The 15,965-nt window shown below is 69.9% G+C and carries 15 protein-coding genes; 6 read left to right on the top strand and 9 right to left on the bottom strand.

Annotation, left to right across the window (positions count from 1 at the left end):
- Positions 1-15: 15 nt before the first annotated feature.
- The 4 genes from AB5I40_RS03260 to AB5I40_RS03245 all read left to right on the top strand — a co-directional run bounded on the left by AB5I40_RS03260 (position 16) and on the right by AB5I40_RS03245 (position 2,372).
- Positions 16-921: a cobalamin-binding protein gene (locus tag AB5I40_RS03260; RefSeq protein ID WP_370936922.1), complete on the top strand. Its 906-nt coding sequence runs from the start codon at positions 16-18 to the stop codon at positions 919-921.
- Positions 922-1,059: 138 nt separating this feature from the next.
- Complete coding sequence (locus AB5I40_RS03255) at positions 1,060-1,650, top strand: hypothetical protein (protein WP_370936921.1); 591 nt, start codon at positions 1,060-1,062, stop codon at positions 1,648-1,650.
- Complete coding sequence (locus tag AB5I40_RS03250; RefSeq protein WP_344275539.1) at positions 1,647-1,850, top strand: DUF6186 family protein; 204 nt, start codon at positions 1,647-1,649, stop codon at positions 1,848-1,850. Before AB5I40_RS03255 ends, AB5I40_RS03250 begins: the two co-directional genes overlap by 4 nt.
- Before the next feature lie 42 nt (positions 1,851-1,892).
- A complete protein-coding gene (locus AB5I40_RS03245) occupies positions 1,893-2,372 on the top strand; it encodes an SRPBCC family protein (protein WP_370936920.1) in 480 nt (159 codons plus the stop codon).
- On the opposite strand, the gene AB5I40_RS03240 is transcribed toward AB5I40_RS03245, so the two are convergent.
- The 6 genes from AB5I40_RS03240 to AB5I40_RS03215 all read right to left on the bottom strand — a co-directional run bounded on the left by AB5I40_RS03240 (position 2,369) and on the right by AB5I40_RS03215 (position 11,489).
- Positions 2,369-3,145 (bottom strand): SDR family oxidoreductase, encoded by a 777-nt coding sequence (locus tag AB5I40_RS03240; RefSeq protein WP_370936919.1) that lies wholly within the window; start codon positions 3,143-3,145, stop codon positions 2,369-2,371. The genes AB5I40_RS03245 and AB5I40_RS03240 overlap by 4 nt on opposite strands.
- Before the next feature lie 77 nt (positions 3,146-3,222).
- Positions 3,223-3,573, bottom strand: coding sequence for a hypothetical protein (locus tag AB5I40_RS03235; RefSeq protein ID WP_370936918.1), 351 nt, complete (start codon positions 3,571-3,573; stop codon positions 3,223-3,225).
- Positions 3,574-3,650: 77 nt separating this feature from the next.
- Entirely contained in the window at positions 3,651-4,592 is a 942-nt protein-coding gene (gene ligD, locus AB5I40_RS03230; RefSeq protein WP_370936917.1) for a non-homologous end-joining DNA ligase, read from the bottom strand.
- A gap of 33 nt (positions 4,593-4,625) precedes the next feature.
- The gene (locus AB5I40_RS03225) at positions 4,626-6,173 is read right to left on the bottom strand and encodes a hypothetical protein (protein ID WP_370940440.1); all 1,548 of its coding nucleotides are present in this window, start codon (positions 6,171-6,173) and stop codon (positions 4,626-4,628) included.
- Between the two features lie 154 nt (positions 6,174-6,327).
- A complete protein-coding gene (locus AB5I40_RS03220) occupies positions 6,328-8,367 on the bottom strand; it encodes an MDR family MFS transporter (protein ID WP_370936916.1) in 2,040 nt (679 codons plus the stop codon).
- 140 nt (positions 8,368-8,507) lie between these two features.
- A complete protein-coding gene (locus tag AB5I40_RS03215; protein ID WP_370936915.1) occupies positions 8,508-11,489 on the bottom strand; it encodes an arabinosyltransferase domain-containing protein in 2,982 nt (993 codons plus the stop codon).
- 361 nt (positions 11,490-11,850) lie between these two features.
- On the opposite strand from AB5I40_RS03215, the gene AB5I40_RS03210 reads away from it, so the two are divergent.
- Positions 11,851-13,242, top strand: a complete 1,392-nt coding sequence (locus tag AB5I40_RS03210; protein WP_370936914.1) for an amino acid permease — start codon at positions 11,851-11,853, stop codon at positions 13,240-13,242.
- Between the two features lie 84 nt (positions 13,243-13,326).
- Here the strand turns inward: AB5I40_RS03210 and AB5I40_RS03205 are convergent, their stop codons facing one another.
- Together AB5I40_RS03205 and AB5I40_RS03200 are read right to left on the bottom strand one after the other, a co-directional pair.
- On the bottom strand, positions 13,327-13,788 hold the full coding sequence (locus tag AB5I40_RS03205; protein WP_370936913.1) for a nuclear transport factor 2 family protein: 462 nt from the start codon (positions 13,786-13,788) through the stop codon (positions 13,327-13,329).
- Between the two features lie 12 nt (positions 13,789-13,800).
- Positions 13,801-14,712 (bottom strand): pyridoxamine 5'-phosphate oxidase family protein, encoded by a 912-nt coding sequence (locus AB5I40_RS03200; protein ID WP_370936912.1) that lies wholly within the window; start codon positions 14,710-14,712, stop codon positions 13,801-13,803.
- A gap of 103 nt (positions 14,713-14,815) precedes the next feature.
- On the opposite strand from AB5I40_RS03200, the gene AB5I40_RS03195 reads away from it, so the two are divergent.
- Positions 14,816-15,379 (top strand): ABATE domain-containing protein, encoded by a 564-nt coding sequence (locus AB5I40_RS03195; protein ID WP_370936911.1) that lies wholly within the window; start codon positions 14,816-14,818, stop codon positions 15,377-15,379.
- Between the two features lie 4 nt (positions 15,380-15,383).
- Here AB5I40_RS03195 and AB5I40_RS03190 read toward each other — a convergent pair whose 3' ends face one another.
- A complete protein-coding gene (locus AB5I40_RS03190) occupies positions 15,384-15,944 on the bottom strand; it encodes a TetR/AcrR family transcriptional regulator (RefSeq protein WP_370936910.1) in 561 nt (186 codons plus the stop codon).
- Between the last annotated feature and the right edge of the window lie 21 nt (positions 15,945-15,965).

Here is a 15,965-nt window from a genome sequence, read left to right as displayed (position 1 = left end):
CCTACCGTGGGACACATGCGGATCGTGTCCCTGCTGCCCGCCGCCACCGACCTGGTCGCCGTCCTCGGCAAGGCGGACGACCTGGTCGGCCGCACCCACGAATGCGACTGGCCGGCCGAAGTCGCGTCCGTGCCGGTGGTGACCGCCGCGGACCTCGACTCCGACGCCCTGACCAGCCGCGAAATCTCCACCGCCGTCGACGCGTCGCACCAAGGATCGTCGCTCTACTCCGTCGACCTGGAGCAGCTGGCCGCCCTCGCGCCAGACCTCGTGCTCACGCAAGACCTGTGCGAGGTCTGCGCGGTGTCCTACACCCGCGTCGCAGCGGCGGTCAGGATGCTCGACGCCGGACCGCGCGTGCTCAGTCTCGAACCGCGCACTCTGGACGAAGTCCTCGACTGCCTGACCACCCTCGGCGACGCGCTGGGCGTCCCAGACGTCGCCGCCGCCCGCGCAGCCGAACTCCGCTCACGGCTCACCGCCTTGCGGAACAGAGTCGCCGGGCTCCCCCGGCCACGGGTGGTCGCGCTCGAATGGCTCGACCCGCTCTGGCCCGCCGGGCACTGGGTGCCCGAGCAGATCACCGCCGCGGGCGGCACGCCGCTGCTCGCCGAACCGGGCGAGCACACCAAGCCGATGACGTGGGACGCCGTGGTCGCCGCCCGCCCGGACGTCCTGCTCGTCCTCCCCTGCGGCTTCTCCCCGGACCGCACCGAGGCCGAGCTGGACGTCCTCACCTCGCGGCCAGGCTGGACCGGCCTGCCCGCCGTCCGGAACGACCGGGTCTGGCTCCTCGACGGCCCGTCCTACTTCAACCGCCCCGGCCCCCGAGCAGTGCGCGGCGCGGAGATCCTCGCGACCGTGCTCCACGACGTCCCCGCTGATCCACCAGTCAGCGCTGACGAAGCCCGCCCGATCTGACGCTTTCGCCCGCAACTCGCGTCCGCCGCTCCCCCTCGAATCCGCCCTTACCCCCGAAAAGATCGCCCGCGCGGGAAGCCAACGGACCCCTTTCGTGTTGTCCTCCAAGCAGGACCGGCATGAAACGGGGTGCGTCGCTTGAGCTCATCCGAACGGCACGCGGCGGACTACCCCGCGCACCGGCTGGCCGTCGATCTCCCGATCGCCGCCCTCCTCATCGCGTCCCTTGCCCACTGGATCCGGGGCGCTCCCGCCGACGGCGTCATCTTCTTCGCCGCCGCGATCCTCCTGCTCTTCACCGAACGCCACAGCACCGCCGACGCTCTCCTCGCACCGTCCACCCGGCTCCCCGGCACTTCGCTGATCGCCGCCGTCGCGCTGGTAGCCCTGGTCTTCGGCCGCCAGACCGTGCCGATGTTCCTGGTCATCGCCGCGATCGGCATCGGCGCGCTGGTCGTCGAATGGCGGGATCCCTCGCTCCCGCCGCAACCGGTCCCGCGCCGAGGCTGGCTGTGGGTCGCGCTGGCGATCTCCTGGTGCCTCTGGGAACTCGTCTCCTTCATCTACGAACAAGCTGCGGGCGGGCTATCGCTCACGCATCCGACGATGAGCGACCTCGTCGACCCGATGCTCGACAACCGCGTCGTCCAAGCGCTCGCGCTCGGCGTCTGGGTCGCCGCCGGGCTGGCGATGCTGCGCGCGGCCGCCGCAGCGAGGAGAACGGCATGAGCAGCAGGCTGATCACCGAAATCGGCTTCGGCGCGATCGTGGCCGCCGCGATCCTGCTGTGGCTGGGCAGCCATCTGTTCCCGAAGAAGATCCCGCCGCTGACGCGTGTGCTCTCCGCGCTGATGCGCAAGCGGTCGACCCGGATCGCGCTCGTGCTGGCCTGGTGGTGGGTCGGCTGGCACTTCTTCGTGCAGAGCTAACCCCGAAGCAAATCATCGATTATTTCTGCTATAGTCGATGACATGACCACCACCGCACGCCTCGAGGTCTCGCGGCTGATACCCGCCCCTGCCAGCGCCGTCTTCGCGGTTCTCGCCGACCCGCAGGGCCACGTCGACATCGACGCCTCCGGAATGCTCATGGACGCCGAAGGCGAACCGGTCACCCAGGCCGGAGACCGCTTCGTGGTCCACATGGACCGCGAAGCGCTCGGCGACCGGCCCATCGGCAAGTACGACGTCGAGGTCGTCATCACGAAGCTCGTCCCCGACGAGGAGATCGCCTGGACCGTCGAGGGCAGCCTCCGCCCGCACGTCCGCCACATCTACGGCTACCGGCTCGAACCTGTCGACGACGGCACCCGCGTCACGTCCTATTACGACTGGTCGGAGCTCTCCGAGGAGTGGAAGGAGCGCCTCACGTTCCCGGTCGTCCCCGAGTCCGCGCTCAAGGCGACCCTCGGCATTCTGGAGCGCACCGTCCGCCGTCGAGCCGCCGGCTAGCGGTACCGCAACGCGGTCGGCTTGCCCTGCTCCGCCAGATACTGCTCGAAGGTGACCACGCCGTCGGCGTGCTTCGGCGCCAGATTCGCGCCAGTCGCGTAACCCCGGCCGATCCGCCCCGGCACCGGCACCGAAACGAGTCGTTTGTCCTTCCCGGACGCGGCGAGCAGGGCACGCGCCAGATCCGCCGTCGTCCGCACTTCCGGTCCGCCGAAATCCGCGACGCGGCCCCGCGGCTCGCCCTGCGCCAGCGCGACCAGCCGGGCCGCAACGTCGCGCACGTCGACGGGCTGGAACCGGAACTTCGGCACCGGCACGACGGGCAGCCGCGCGGCGCCGGCGAGGATCGTCCGCACCAGCGAGTGGAACTGCGTCGCCCGCAGGATCGTGTGCGGCATCCCGGAATCCGCGATCACCTTCTCGGCGGCCAGTTTCGCCTGGTAGTAGCCCATCGGGATCTTGTCCACGCCGACAATCGAGACATACACCAGATGCGGCGCCTGCCCGCTCCACCGCGCGGCCTCCACGAGCGTGCGCACCGTCTCGACCTCGTGGCGGTAGTCCGTCGCGCAATGGATCACAGTGTTCACCCCGGCGACCGCGACGTCGATGCCCCGCCCATTCCGCAGGTCACCGGCCGTCCATTCGACGCCTTCGCTGGACCGTCGCCGCCGGCTCAGCGCCCGCACCGGCGCCTCCGCGGCCCGGAGCCGTTCCACGACCACCCGGCCCAGTTGTCCGGTCCCGCCGGTGACGAGGATCTGCTCGGCCACGTGGTCCTCCCGCTGCCGCACTGCCCGGGCTCAGCCGGCTCTCGCCCGCCATCCTGGCATGCCGGGCGCTACGGGAGTCAAAACTTCGAGCGCCACCGCACAGTCGGCTCGTTCGCGCTGTCCCGGCGCGGCTGGTCCTTCCGCAGTAGCACCGACAGCCGTCCGTACGCGGTGATCAGCTCCGATGTCGCCTCGTTGATCCGGCCCGCCCGGACGTGGTCGAACGCCTGCCGCAACGCGGCCAGCGCGGCCGGTTCCGCGGTCGCGAGCAGGCCCGCGGCTTCGGAAACGGTCTCGGCGAGCCCGTCCAGCATGGCTTTCGTTTCCGGCCGTCCGGGCGCGACAGTCAGCACCGGCGACAGCACGCGCAGCTGGTGGTGCAGGCGATAAAGCACGGCAAGCGGATCGTTCTGCCCGGCACTGTCCATCGTGCTCTCCTCCGCTCCGTCCCCGGGGAGACTCGGCGGGGGCTCCCCCATGACGCCAGGCGCCCGAATGACTTCGCTCAGGAGTCCTCCGCCTCCAACCCGTCCCGGTCGGCCCACTCCAGCAACGGCTCGAGCGAATACGCCACGTCGTCGATGCCCGCGTGCAGGTCGCCGAGTTCGGCGAACCGCGCGGGCACCGTCGCGATCGTGCAGTCGTGCGGGTCGACGTCGTCGACCTCGTCCCAGCGGATCGGCGTGGACACCAGCGCCTCGGGCACGCCGCGCACCGAATAGGCGCTGGCGATCGTGTGGTCGCGGGCGTTCTGGTTGTAGTCGACGAACAGCTTCTTCGGATCGCGGTCCTTGCGCCACCAGGTGGTGGTGACCTCGTCCGGAGCCCGCCGCTCGACCTCGCGGGCGAACGCGAGCGCCGCCCGGCGGACGTCCGCGAACCCCCAGCGCGGCTCGATCCGGACGTAGATGTGCATCCCGCTGCCGCCGGACGTCTTCGGCCAGCCGCGGATGTTCAGCTCGTCGAGGATTTCCTCGGCGACGTGCGCGACCCGGCGCACCGTCTCGAACCCGCATTCCGGCATCGGGTCGAGGTCGATCCGCCATTCGTCCGGCCGTTCGGTGTCCGCGCGCCGGGAATTCCACGGATGAAACTCCACAGTGGACATCTGCACCGCCCACGCTACGTGCGCCAGCTCGGTCACGCACAGCTCGTCCGCGTGCCGGTGGTAGCGCGGAAACTGCACCCGCACGGTCTCCAGCCACGGCGGCGCGCCGTTCGGCACCCGCTTCTGGTGCACCTTCTCCCCGGTCACCCCGGACGGGAACCGGTGCAGCATGCACGGCCGCTCCCGCAGGGCGCGCACGATCCCGTCGCCGACCGACAGGTAGTAGCGGACGAGATCGAGCTTCGTCTCGCCGCGCGCCGGGAAGTAGACCCGGTCCGGGTTGGACACCCGGACCGTCCGGTCCCCCACCTCGAGCTCGACGGCCTCGCCCTTCGCCATGGAACCGACCGTATCCGGAAATCGGCCGGTGCGTCAGCGGTCGAACGGCACGAGGGTGAAATGCCCGACGCCCTTGGCCGCGGAATAGACCGTCCACTGGTCCGGACCGTTGCCCGGGCCCTTGTCGTAGAGCAGCCGGTAGTCCGGCTTGCGCAGCGGCAGCCGGTGGAACCAGTGGTAGTTGATCCGGAGGATCGTTTTGCTGAAGAAGCCGTCCTCGGCGAGCCGCTTGTTCACGATCTTCGTGACCTGGCTGCGGTCGGAGAACACGTCGAGGATCTGGCAGTCGCAGTAGTAGGCCAGCGTGCCGATCTCCCCCGGCCCGGCCACTGACTTGCCTTGCAGCCGCGTGCCGAGTTCCTTGCCGACCCGCGCGTAGTCGGTCGAACTCGCCCAGTTGCCGAAAATGACCGGCGACTGCCAGGGCACGCCCTGCGCGAGGTCCACGCCCACGTTGGCGAGCGCGACCGCGCCGCCGAGCCCGAGCGCGACGAGCGGCGGCACGCGGTTCAGCTTCGGCCGCTTCTTCGTCTCGGCGTGCCAGACGCCGATCATCAGGACCGCGAACGAAGCCGTGCTGACGATCGGGGTGACGTAGTACCAGTGGTACGGGCCGACGCCGAGCGTCGAGTAGACGATGTAGTAGACAACGCCGCCCGCGCCGAGCGCGACGACCGGGGCCAGCTGCGGGAAGTCGTCCCAGCGGCGCGCGAAGCGCAGGGCCAGCCAGCCGAGCAGCACCGTCACGCCGACGAGCGCCGAGGCGAAGGCGACCATCACGGTGAACGGCAGGTACAGGAAGTACATCATCGGGCCGCTGAAGTAGCCCCAGGCGCCGAAGAGGCCTTCCTGGTCCTGCTTGATCACCAGCGTGTCCGGGATGAACGAACCGAGCGCGAACCAGCTCGTGAGGAACCACGGCGCGGACACGATCACCGCGGTGGCGACGGCGGTCCAGAACTTCTTCCGGATCGCCGCGGTGGAGAAGGCGATCACGAGGACGAACACGACCAGGTCGAGGCGGGTCAGCACGGTCAGCGCGGCGACCGCGCCGAACAGCACCGGGCGCTTTTCCAGCGCGGCCACGACGAGCCACAGCAGGACAGTCGGGACGAGCAGCACCTCGAGGCCGGTGGCCGACAGCAGGAACGGGTTCGCGATCACCAGCAGCAGGCCCAGCACGCCGACCCACGGCGACAGGCCGAAGCGGCGGGTCAGCCGCGCCCACGCCCAGCCGATCGCGGCGCTGCTCAGCACGGTGAGCGCGCCGAGCGCCAGCACCGGGTGCGCGGAGCCGCTGATCCGGGTGACGAAGGTCAGGAACCCGAGCAGCAGGACGTCGAGCGGCGAAGTCGCGGAGTTCGCGACCGAACCGGGAACGAGCGCCCATTCTCCGTGCAACGCGAGATTCTTCGCGTAGGACAGGGTGATGTACCCGTCGTCGGTGAGGCTCCCGCGCACGAGCAGGAACGAGAGCAGGCCGAGCACCGCGGCGGCCAGCGGCAGCCACGCGGCGAGGCGGGACCGGACGGGAACGCGCGCGCTTTCCGCGCTGTTCGAGTCGTCCGAAGTCGTGAGCACAGATTCATCCACCGACATGATCCCGGAACAGTAGAGGGTGTCTGACAGGCAGATGCTAACGGGCTGTCCGAAACGTCGGCGCCGCCGCACCCGCCGCACCGGCGGTACCGGTTTCGCAACGGTTTCCCGCCGCACGGGCGAATTTCCCGCGATTTCACGCCAGCGCGTGCCGCCCGCCGGCGCGGTCCGCGCCCTGGTCGAGGATCCGGGTCGCCACGCGGGTGATCGCGGCGTCCAGTTCGGACCGGTCGCCCGCGCCCCAGTCGCCGAGGCGCTCGGCGATCCAGTCGTGCCACGCGCGGACGAGCTTGTCCCATTCGCGGGCGCCGGATTCGGTGAGCGACCAGCTGTCCCGCGCGTAGTCGAGGTGCCCGGTCAGTTCCAGCCGCGCGAACGCCGGTTCGAGCACCTGCGCCGGGACGCCGTGGTCCTCGCCGATCGCTTCGAGCGTCGCCGGCCGCCCGGCGCGCTGCCGGAGCCGGACCTGGAGAACGCACCACAGGCCGCCGACATCCAGCTCCGAACCGGCCCGCGCGACGATCGCCGGCGCGGCTTTGCGGCGTTCCCGGAACAGCAAAGTCGCGATCGCCCGTTCCAGTTCCCGGTCGTGTTCGTGCGCTTCGGGCATCGCGAATCCGTCGCCGAGGTCCGGCGCGGCGGCGCGGGCGGTGTCCCGCAACGGCATTTCCTTGAGGAAGAACGCGAGCACGAAGGCGACCAACCCGACTGGCGCGGCATAAAGGAACACGACGTGCAGCGAATCCGCGTACGCGGTAATCACCGGTTCCGAAATCGTCGCGGGCAAATGGTGCAGCGCCAGCGGAACCTGCACCGCTTTCGGGTCGACGCCCGGCGGAAGCGGATGTTCCGCGAGCGCCTTGGCGAGATTCGGGCCGAGCTGATTCGCGTAAATGGTGCCGAAAATGGCCGCGCCGAACGAACTGCCGATCGAACGCAGGAAGGTCACCCCGGACGTCGCGACGCCGAGATCCTTGTAGTCCACCGTGTTCTGCACCGCGATGGTCAGCACCTGCATGCCCAACCCGATCCCGAGCCCGAGAACCGCCATGTAGAGCGCGGATTCCCAGAACCCGGTGTGCGGGCCGAGCCGAGACAGCAGATACAGCCCGACCGTCATCACCGCGGACCCGACGAGCGGATAGATCTTGTATTTCCCGGTGCGGCTCACCAGCGTGCCGGACAGGATCGAGGCGACCAGCAGCGCGAGCACCATCGGCAGCAGCCGCACGCCGGACGTCGTCGCCGAGACGCCCTGCACGTACTGCATGTAGGTGGGCAGATAGGACAGCGCGCCGAGCATCGCGAACCCGACGACGAAGCTCATGATCCCGGCGACGGTGAACACCGGATTCCGGAACAGCCGCATCGGCAGCATCGGCTCCGGCGCGCGCAGTTCGACCGCGACGAACGCGCCCAGCAGCACCACCGAGCCCGCGGCCATGCCGATGATCACCGGCGAACCCCACGCGTACGTGGTCCCGCCCCAGCTCGTGACGAGCGTCAGCCCGGTCGCGGCGAGGCCGATCAGCAGGATGCCGAGGTAGTCGATCACCGGCTTGACCGCGGCGCGCACGCTCGGCATCGCCGACGCGGCCACCGCGAGCACCACTACGGCGAGCGGGATGTTGACGTAGAACGCCCAGCGCCACGACAGGTGGTCGACGAACAGCCCGCCCAGCATCGGCCCGGCCACCGTGACGACGCCGAACACCGAACCGAGCGCGCCCTGGTACTTGCCGCGTTCGCGCAGCGGGACGACGTCGGCGATCAGCGCGGTCGAGGTGACCATCAGCCCGCCGCCGCCGAGGCCCTGCACCGCGCGCCAGATGATCAGCCAGGTCATGCTGTCGGCGAACCCGCAGAAGAACGAGCCCACGCCGAACACGATCACCGACAGCTGGAACATCAGCTTGCGGCCGAACAGGTCGCCCAGCTTGCCGACGACGACCGTCATGATCGTCTCGGCCAGCAGGTAGGCGGTGACGACCCAGGACAGGTGCCCGGCCCCGCCGAGGTCGCCGACGATGGTGGGCAGCGCGGTCCCGACGATGGTCTGGTCCAGCGCGGCGAGCAGCATGCCGAGCACCACCGCGCCGAACACCGCGTGGATCTTGCGCCGGGACAGCGCCGCCGGCGCCGGTTCCTCCCGGGTCTCCTCCGCCGTGGCCGTCATCGGCTCCTCCTCGCGTGGACGCGCCGGGCCGCTCCCGGCGCGTCCACGTAAGCACCTCGGTCCACGGTGGAATAGCCGCCCGGCCGGAGCGTCGCCCATTCCGGTGACCGCGGCGGACCGGCGCGCGCTTCACGTCTTGCCTACCCGCCGCCGCCCTTGGTCGCGTCGAGCACGGCCGGCTGTTTCGCCAGCCCGGACGTCGGCCGGGTGCCGTGTTCGACGGTCAGTCCCCGCATCGCGACCGGGTAGTCGAACCGGTACACCGCGACCGGCTCGCGCAGTTTGTCGCCGCGCAGGTACGTCGGGACTTCGGTGGCCTTCGCGTCGGCGAACAACGGCACGTACGGCCCGCCGGCGTCCGCGGAGTAGGCAACGCTGGCCAGCGACTGCGCGTCCGGACCGGGGGCGAACCGGTAGCGGACCGGCTGCACGATGCCGTCCGCCATCGAGGCCGGGGTCCGGCACGGCACGACGAACGCATTGGTCCAGTCCAACGTCACCGGCTCGCTCGGGGGGATCTCTTTCGTCAGCGGCTCCAGTCGCGGAATCCTGGGTGCGGTGACCGCGACCCAGCCGGACGGACCGGGGTCCGCGTCCCGCGCGACGATCCGGACTCGTTGCGCCCCCGGCGCCTGCCAGCGGGGATCGAACCGCGCGTCGCTCCACTTCCCGCTGCCGTCCCCTTTGGCCTTCACCGCCGCGAGCACGGTCCCGTCCGCTTTCGCGAACTCCGCCGACACCTGCACTTTCCCTTGCCCGGCATGGGAAATCACGACCGGAGCCGAATTCTTCGCCCCGGCGTCGGCGGGCAGGTCGTACCACCCGGTGGTGAGCGTGCCGGTCCTCGACGGCGACCGGTAGGAACTCCACGCCGGGTGCGCCTGGTCAGTGCCGTACGGGGTCCGCGGCGCCGAGTCCGGCGGGAACGCGGCGTTCATCGCGAACCCTTCCGCCGCGGCCGGGCCGGACGGCCGGAGCACCCCGGCGCCGACGTCCGGCTCGACGTCCAGCCAGTCCTCGACGCCGCAGGAGCGTCCGGCGCTACCAGCTTCCGGCGCGAGGCCGAGCGAAGCCAGGTTCGACCGGCCGACGGAGTAGGTGTCCCACCGCAGTTTCACCGCTTGCGCCTGCCCGGCCAGCTCGACCGCCACCGTCGCGGCGGCCACCGCGACGATCGCCCAGCCGGACCTCGGCAGCCAGCGCGGCGCGCGCCCCGCCTCCGGCCGCCGCTTCGCGCTCCGCCAGGCCCCGGCGAGCACGCCGCCGAGCGCGACGGCCAGCCCGGCCCAGAGGACCAGATCCGCCAGCCGCACGCCCTTCACCGAGGGCACGGAATCGCTCCAGCGGACGTCGTAGCCGGACTGCATCCACCACCGGTCCGGCGCGGACCAGGCCAGCCACGTCGTCGCCGCGGCCAAGCCCAGCGCCGCCGCCCGCGCCCACACCGAGGACAGCGCTCCGCGCGCGACGGTGTGCACCAGCATCACGGTCACCAGCGTGCCGAATCCGGCCAGCGCGCCGAAGTGGTGCGTCCACTTCGTCGGCGTGAACGCGAGCACGACGAGACACAGGACGCTGACGACGACCATCCGGCGGGCAGGCCCGACGGCCAGTCCCGGAGCACGGCGCCGGATCAGCAGCACGGCCGTCAACGCCATCGCCAGGAACATCAGCAGCACCGGCACCCGGCGGTTCAGCGCGCCCTCGACCACCGACGGGTCGAGCAGGGTCGTGTAGCGGGTGATTTCGCTCTGCCACGGGAGATCCGGGCCGATCTGCTGACGGACGGCGGTCGACTGCAGGACGGCGGTCAGCGGCTGGTCGTAGAACGCCGTCAGCACTGCGCTGCCCGCGGCTCCGGCGACGACCGCGATCGCGCCGAGCACCCGGAGGCCGGAACCCCTGCGCACCAGCCGGACGAGGGGGCGCACTCCGGCGAGGAACGGCAGGAATGCCGCGACTCCGAGCGGGTTCGTCGTCGCGGTGGCGCCGGCGACCACGAGCCCGGCCGCGACCGGCGTCACCGCGCCAGTCGCCACGGCCCGCTCGACCAGCGCGAACACCGCCAGCGAGCCGAACACGATCCACGGCTCCGGCCGCAGCCCGACGTCGAAGGCCAGGTACCACGCCAGGAACAGCGCCGCGGCCGCCCAGCGGGTCCACCGGCCCGGCCGGTCGACCAGGCGCGGCAGCACCAGCCGATCGATCAGGAACCAGGACGCCAGCCCCAGCAGCACCGAGGGCAGCCGCATCCACACCATGGCCGGCGAGACGCGGCCGAGCAGCGCGTACAGCTCGTAGTACCAGCCCCACGGCGCTTCCGGCGCGTTGAACCAGCGGAAGTAATTGCCGGTGAACCCGCTCGTTTCCCGAGCGCGCAGCATCGTCGAGATGTATCCGTCGTCCACGGTGAGCGCACCGATGACGGACCAGACTCCGAGCACCCCGGTCACGACGACGTCCGACGGCCGCGGCGCCCAGGCCCGTCGGGGGAACAGCCGGACCTTTCGCGCGGCGCGCCGGTCGCGCCGGATCAGCAGCACGATCATGCCGAGCAGCGCGAGCACCGAGACCGCGCCGAGCGCGACCTTCAGCACGCTCGGCGAGCTGACCCATCGGGTGTCGGGTTCGACCTGCGCGGACACCGTGCCCGGGCGCTCGGTGTACAGGCCGGTGACGGCCGGGCGGCTCGCAGTCCTGGCGGTGCCGACGGCAGTGCCTTGACCGTCCGAGTGCACGGTCAGCCGGCAGTCGCCGCCGGACGGCCGGCGAAGCAGTTCGGCGCCGCCGAGTTCGGCTCTGACCGTGCCGTCGACCGCCCGGATCTCCAGCCCGCCGCCGAGCGGCTCGGCGCCTTGTTTGCCTCCCGGCGGAGTGGTCGCCAGGATCAGCCCGTTCGGGTCGGCGCATCGGACGGTCGCGTCCATTCTGGCCGGGTGGTACGGGTACGACGGCAGCGCAGTGTCCTGCGCGCCGTCCCAGCGGTAGGTCGTTGTCTCGGTGTTCACCGGTGCCACGGCGAACAGCACCGCGGTCAGTGCGGAAAGGAGCCCGAGGCCGATGATGAGCCAACGATCGCCGGGCAGTCCGCGTGCGGTGGCGTCGGAATCTGGGGACGGCATCGCGCGGAGTTTAGTGTTCCGGAGTTTCCCCGCTGTGAAGCGGCCCCGCCGCGCACCGGACACCGGTTTCGTCCGTCCACTGTGGAACGACCGAGCGCCGTCGGCTTCGCCCGTTCCGGCGACCTCCGCGCACTGGCGGACGTTCCGCTTCCGCCGCTACCCTGGATACCCCCGGCGGCTGCCCGAAAGTCTCCGCGCGCACCGTCCATCGTGGACATCCGCGCAGCTCCAGCGCGATTTCCGGAAGTCAAACGGGTCCTGCCCGATTTACCCGGTTCCTCCACGGTGATCTGGAGCACACCTTAAGTCCAGCCTAGGTGTGCTGCGTCACGCGGTGCGGTACCGCTAGCGTCACGCAACCATGGAATCCACAGTGGTCGCCAAAGAGGGCGACAACTACACGAAAGCACTGGGCAATCGCCAGGTGCAGATGATCGCGATCGGCGGGGCGATCGGGGTCGGGCTCTTCCTCGGCGCGGGCGGGCGGCTCCACGAAGCGGGACCGTCGCTGGTCCTTTCCTACGCGCTGTGCGGCATCGCGGCCTACTTCGTGATGCGGGCGCTCGGCGAACTCGTCATGCACCGGCCCAGCTCCGGCAGTTTCGTCACCTACGCCCGGGAGTTCATCGGGCCGTGGGCCGGGTTCGTGTCCGGCTGGATGTACTGGCTGAACTGGGCGATGACCGGGATCGCGGAGATCACCGCGGTCGCGATCTACGTGCACAAGTGGCTGCCGGACGTGCCGCAGTGGATCACCGCGCTGATCGCGCTCGGCGTGCTCATGGCGGTCAACCTGCTGAGCGTGAAGCTGTTCGGGGAACTGGAGTTCTGGTTCTCCGTCGTGAAGGTCCTCGCGATCATCGTGTTCCTGGTGACCGCGCTCGGGCTCGTGTTCACCGGCGCGAACATCGGCGGCACCACCGCGGGCGTGCACAACCTGACCGACCACGGCGGGTTCTTCCCGGCGGGCGTCGGCATCGCGCTGATGACGCTGCAGGCGGTCGTGTTCGCCTACTCCGCGATCGAGGTCGTCGGCATCGCGGCCGGCGAGACCAAGGACGCGCGCAAGGTGCTGCCGAAGGCGATCAACGGCGTCGTCTGGCGGATCGGCGTCTTCTACGTCGGTTCGGTGCTGCTGCTGGCGATGCTGATGCCGTGGCCGTTCTACAACGGCGGCGAAAGCCCGTTCGTCACGGTCTTCTCCCGGCTGGGCATCGGCGGCATCGGCGACGTGATGAACGCCGTCGTCCTCACCGCCGCGCTGTCCTCGTGCAACTCGGGCCTCTACTCCACCGGCCGCATTCTCCGTGCGCTCGCCGACGAGGGCGAGGCGCCGAAGTTCGTCGGCAAGATGAACTCGCGGCACGTGCCCTACGGCGGAATTCTCTTCACCTCGGTGGCTTACGTGCTCGGCGTGGTGCTGAACTACATCGTGCCGTCGAAGGCCTTCGACATCGCCACCGCGATCGCCTCGCTCGGGGTGGTCGCGACGTGGGCGACCCTGGTGTTCTCGCAGATGCGCATGCGCCAGGCCTCGTTGCGCGGCGAACTGGAGCGGCCGAGCTACCGCATGCCCGGCGCGCCGTACACCGGCTGGGCCACGCTCGGATTCCTCGTGCTGGTCGTGGTGCTGATGGGATTCTCCGACGGTGCCGAGAAGATCGCGTTCTACTCGATCCCGGCGATCGTCGTGGTGCTCGCGCTCGGCTGGCGCCTCGTGTCCCGCAAACGACAGGCGCGCACCAGCGCCTGAGCGGAGCCCGCGTTCCCCCATCCCCGCGAACGCGGCACCGGCCCGGCCGTTCCTCCGATACCGTCGGAGGAACGGCCGGGTTTCTTACCACAGCGGGAAATCGACTCCGTGCTCCGACTCCGGCCGCGGCCCGAAGATCCGCCGCCCGGATTCGTCGATGCGCCGGTCGTTGATCGATGCCTCGCGTCGGCTCATCAAGCCGTTCTCGGCGAATTCCCACAGCTCGTTGCCGTAGCTGCGCCACCATTGCCCGTCCGCGTCGCGGCTCTCGTACTGGAACCGGACGGCGATGCGGTTCTCGCGGAATCCCCAAAGTCCTTTGCGCAGCGCGTAATCCTGTTCGCGCTCCCACTTCGCGGTGAGGAACTCGACGATCGCGGCGCGACCCACCACGTGTGTGTCGCGGTTGCGCCACACGGAATCCGGCGTGTACGCGAGCGAAACCTTCTCGGGATCCCGAGTGTTCCACGCGTCCTCCGCGGCCTGGACCTTCTTCAGCGCGGCGGACAGGTCGAACGGCGGGAACGGGGGCCGCGATTCGGTCATGACAGGGTCCTTTCAGTTGATGAGCTGAGGATTGCGCGGGTACGGCGTGTGCGCGACCTGACGCGGTGCCGGCCGTCCGGAGACGATGCGCTCCACTTCGAGCCGGACGATCCGGCCGGTGTAGCCGTCGTCGCCGGAACGGCCCGCTTCTCCCCATTCGATCGCGGCGGTGCCGGAGATCTGCAGGACGCTGCCGGTGCCGAAGTCGAAGAAAAGCAGCGCGGCTTCCGGGTTCGCGGCGATGTTGCCGAGGCTGTTGAACAGGTTGTTGCCGGGATAATCGGGCCAGCACAAGCTATTTCCCTCGACGCGGACGAATCCTGGCGCGCCGCCGCGATGGGACGCATCCGCGCCGTGGCCCGGGTTGATGGTGCCGAGGAAGAACGTGTCGGCCTCTTGGATCAGTTCGGCGTCGCCGGGACTCAGCTCTGCGCGCGTTTGCACGGGCGCGGTCGGCTCGATCTCTTCGGACAGCACACGCTGCTGGATGTATTGCGGGCAGTTGCCGTACGCCTGCTCGATGTCCACGATCAGGTGGCCTTCGGCAGCTGTTGAGAGGCTGCCGTTGATCCGGACCCGGCGGCGCGTGGCGAACTCGATGCTCGTCATCCCGAGCTTCTGCCCGGCCGGGAGCCCGTGCAGCGGATCGCCTTCCGGGAGCGCGCGGTGGATCGCGAGCGTCGTCGCCGATCTGGTTTCGAGAAACCCGGGCGGGCCGACGATCGGCGACGTCCAGAGCTGCCCGCCGACGTCGCGTCCAGTCACGACGAGGAGCGTTCGTTCGGCCAGGAATCCCGCCATTCCCGCGGACATCCCGGCGGGCTCGGCCATCCGGGACAGGCGCGCGGCCTGGCGTTCGACTCCGGCCTCGCGCTGGACCGCCAACTCGCCGGCGTGGAAGGCCTGCCGGATCGCCTGGTTCATGCCACCTCCTTTTCTCACGGGTCGCACGATGATGTTCCGTGAGAAGTTCTAGCAGTCGCTTCTCACGGATGCAACCCGTTCCATCCGTGATACGGTTTCGGCCATGGGCATGCTGCCGGACGAGGTCGTGCCGGTCCGTCTGATGGCGACCGTCTGGGCCGACACGAGCGGGCTCCACGACGACCTGCGCACCCGCGAAGACCTCGACGCGTGGCTCGACGACGCTGGCATCGAACACGGGTCCCGGCCATCGTCCGCAGCGGAACTGACACGGGCGCGGCGGCTTCGCGACGCCGTCCGCCGTCTCGCCGCCCAAGTCACCGCCGACGATCGACAACCCGCGAGCCTTGAGTTGGACACCGCCCTCGGCGACTTGAACGACCTCGTCACCCACCTGCCCGTCCCCCAACTGACTTTCGCGGCCGGGAAATTGCAGGAGAGTTCCTCGCGCGGCACTTCGCCGGTTGTCACTGCATTAGCCCGCGTAGCGCGAGAATCGATCGCGCTCTTGGGCGGCCCAGAAGCGGCGAAGCTGCGCGCCTGTTATGCGCCGGGTTGCGTGCTCTACTTCATGAAGACGCATCCGCGCCGCGAATGGTGCTCAGTCGCCTGCGGCAACCGAGCGCGCGCCGCCCGGCATTACGAGAAGGTCCGGTCGACGCGCTGACGGCTCAGCCCAGCAGCACCACCGCCGTTTCCGCCGCGCGCTTGAAGACGTCCTTCGCGACCCGCATGCCCGCCATCACGACCGCGCCCTCGTGCAGCAACATGATCTGTTCGCCCGTCCGGCGCGGATCCGAAACGCCCGCCGATTCGGCCAATTCGACGAAAACGCCGAGCATCCACTTTTTGCTCTCGGTCACCACCGCGTATGCCGGATGTGCGGGATCGCTGATCTCCGCGTGCGCGTTGATCATGCTGCAGCCCTTGCCGCCGTACTTCTTCGCCCACGCCGCGGACGCGTCAAACGCCGCCGTCAACCGGTCCCGCGGATCCGCTCCGGCCTTCCCCAGCAACTCGCCCAGAAACCCCCGCCAGCGCGCGTCGCGGGCGGACAAATACTCCACGACCAGCCGATCCTTGGAGCCAAACCGGTCGTAGAGCGTCTTCTTCGTGACTCCCGCCTTCGCCGCGATGACGTCGACGCCGACCGCATGGATTCCGCGCTCGTAAAACAACTCCGACGCGGCCGCCAGCACCGCTTGCGCCTTCGGGGTCCATTCGATCGTCATGGCCCCAGTGTATACCGATCT

This window comes from Amycolatopsis sp. cg13, assembly GCF_041346965.1.
Lineage (GTDB): Bacteria > Actinomycetota > Actinomycetes > Mycobacteriales > Pseudonocardiaceae > Amycolatopsis.
The sequence above is the reverse complement of the archived record's forward strand: the minus strand, read 5'-3'. Positions and strand labels throughout refer to the sequence as shown.